The following is a 1,908-nucleotide window of genomic DNA, read 5'->3' on the forward strand; positions in this document are numbered from 1 at the left end:
ACGGAAACATGGCGATAAAATAGTCAAAGCCCAGCGCCTGAAATCCGCGCAGGGTCTCGGCCACCTGCTCGGGCGTGCCTGCGGTGCGTATCTTGCGGCCGGCTCTGATGACATCAGCCGTGCCCAGGACTTTTTCCAGCTCCGCCCCCCGGGTTCTGAGTTCGGCCTCGTCATCGACCACGCAGCACAGGATGAACAGCGATTTTTCGATGCTGGCGTAGTCGCGCCCGACCGCGTCGCAGTGACGGCGCAGCACGTCCATCTTTTTCCGCATTGCCTCAACCGGCACGCCGGGCATGGCGTTCCAGCCGTCGGCGTAACGGGCCACCATGCGCAGCAGCTTTTTCTCGCCCATGCCGCCAATCCAGGTCTTGAGCGGACGCTGGACCGGCTTGGGCGCGCACACCGCCCGCTCAAGCCGGTAGTGTTTGCCCTCAAACGAGGCGCGCTGCTGGGTCCATAACAGCTGGATGAGCTGAACGGCTTCTTCGAGCTGGGCCAGTCGGGTGCCGATTGACGGAAACGGAATGCCGTAGGCCCGATACTCCATCTCCTTCCAGCCCGCGCCAATGCCGAACTCCAGACGGCCGTTGCTCAGATGGTCGAAGCTGGCCGCGACCTTGGCCAGGATGCTCGGCAGACGGTAGGAGTTGCAGCTGACCAGGGTGCCTAAGCGCAGGCGGGTGGTGACCGGCGCCAGGGCGCTCAGCAGGGTCCAGGCGTCCATGCAGTTGCGCTGCTCGGACTGGGCATCCCAGAACAGATGGTCGGATGCCCACAGGGCGTCAAAACCGAGCCGTTCGGCGTCGGTGGCCAGGCCCGCAACCTCTTGGTACGAAAATCCAAACTGGGGTTCGATCTGAATCCCAAAGCGTGTCATGCGCCGATCCTTTCCAGGTGTTTGGGCGGCCGCCCGGCCGGGCCAGCCGCCGTCGAGGCCGGCGACGCCGATTGCCGTCGCGCCCAGGCCGGCGAGAAACCGGCGTCGGTCCAAGGGCCGGCCAGACTCCGGTGCTCGTCTCTTCCCCACACGCTCTCCCATGTTTAGTGCTGCGGCGCCTCGGCCACGATGGTCTTGACCACGTCCAAAAAAACGTGGTTCACCTGCCGTACCCGAAAGCCGGCCCGCTGCACGTTGCTGACGGTATCGCGGTTGACCTCGGGTCCAAGGCGCTTTGAGACCTTGTTCATCACATTGAGCAGCACATTGAACGGGAAATAGCGGCTGCCGGTGTGCTCGAACATGCGCAGCTCGCCGCCGGGCTTGAGCACCCGCCTGAGCGTCTCCAGCCCTTTGACCGGGTTGGGCACCGAGCAGAAGGTGCACGAGGTGAACACCTGATCGAAGCTGGCGTCGGGAAACGGCAGGTCGTGCACGTCCATCTCGTGGAGTTCTATTGTGCCCGGATACCGATCCACCCGGGCTTTGGCCCGCTCCAGCATTTTGGCGCTGATATCAATGCCGACAATATCCTGCTTGGGCGGGAAGAACGGAATGTCGAGCCCCGTGCCGACCGCCAGAAACAGGATCTTGCCGTGCATGGCAGAGAAGAACTCCCGCTTGACCGGCCCCCAGCGCTTCTCCGGCCCGTATGAATTCATGAAGTCGAAGCTGGCGGCGGCATTATCCCACTTGTGTTTTGTTACGAGGTCCATGATTGCTCTCCGTGTAAGACGGCGTTGCCAATCCATACCAGGACGGTCACGCCAAGCCCGATAAGCGCGCCACGAGCGCTGACCGTTCCTGCGCTCAGGGGCTGCATGGCCGCCGCCATGCCGACCAGCATGCCCGACAGCATGCCGCTCAGCATGCTGGGGATCATCACCTCATGGGCGCCAAACAGGGGCGTAAAGACAATCGGGCTGAGCAGGGAGACCAGCATGCCCAGGGCCATGCCGACCAGCATG

The 1,908-nt window shown here is 63.3% G+C and carries 3 protein-coding genes; all 3 read right to left on the minus strand.

Annotated elements, in window-relative coordinates; all coding sequences use genetic code 11:
* On the minus strand, positions 1 to 880 hold an 880-nt coding region (locus tag J4F42_21985; GenBank protein ID MCE2488194.1), incomplete at its 3' end, for a TIGR03560 family F420-dependent LLM class oxidoreductase.
* A gap of 164 nt (positions 881 to 1,044) precedes the next feature.
* Positions 1,045 to 1,656 carry a class I SAM-dependent methyltransferase gene (locus J4F42_21990; protein ID MCE2488195.1) on the minus strand — a complete coding sequence of 204 codons (612 nt, stop codon included), beginning with the start codon at positions 1,654 to 1,656 and terminating at the stop codon, positions 1,045 to 1,047.
* A partial coding sequence (locus tag J4F42_21995; GenBank protein MCE2488196.1) for a hypothetical protein occupies positions 1,644 to 1,908 on the minus strand: 265 nt, incomplete at its 5' end. The genes J4F42_21990 and J4F42_21995, both read right to left, overlap by 13 nt.

It is taken from the genome of Desulfurellaceae bacterium, assembly GCA_021296095.1.
GTDB lineage: Bacteria > Desulfobacterota > Binatia > Bin18 > Bin18 > JAAXHF01.

What these genes read in the sequence shown, in the direction of transcription:
- J4F42_21990 (MCE2488195.1), bottom strand. Translation starts at nt 1,656, where the DNA reads ATGGACCTCGTAACAAAACACAAGTGGGATAATGCCGCCGCCAGCTTC.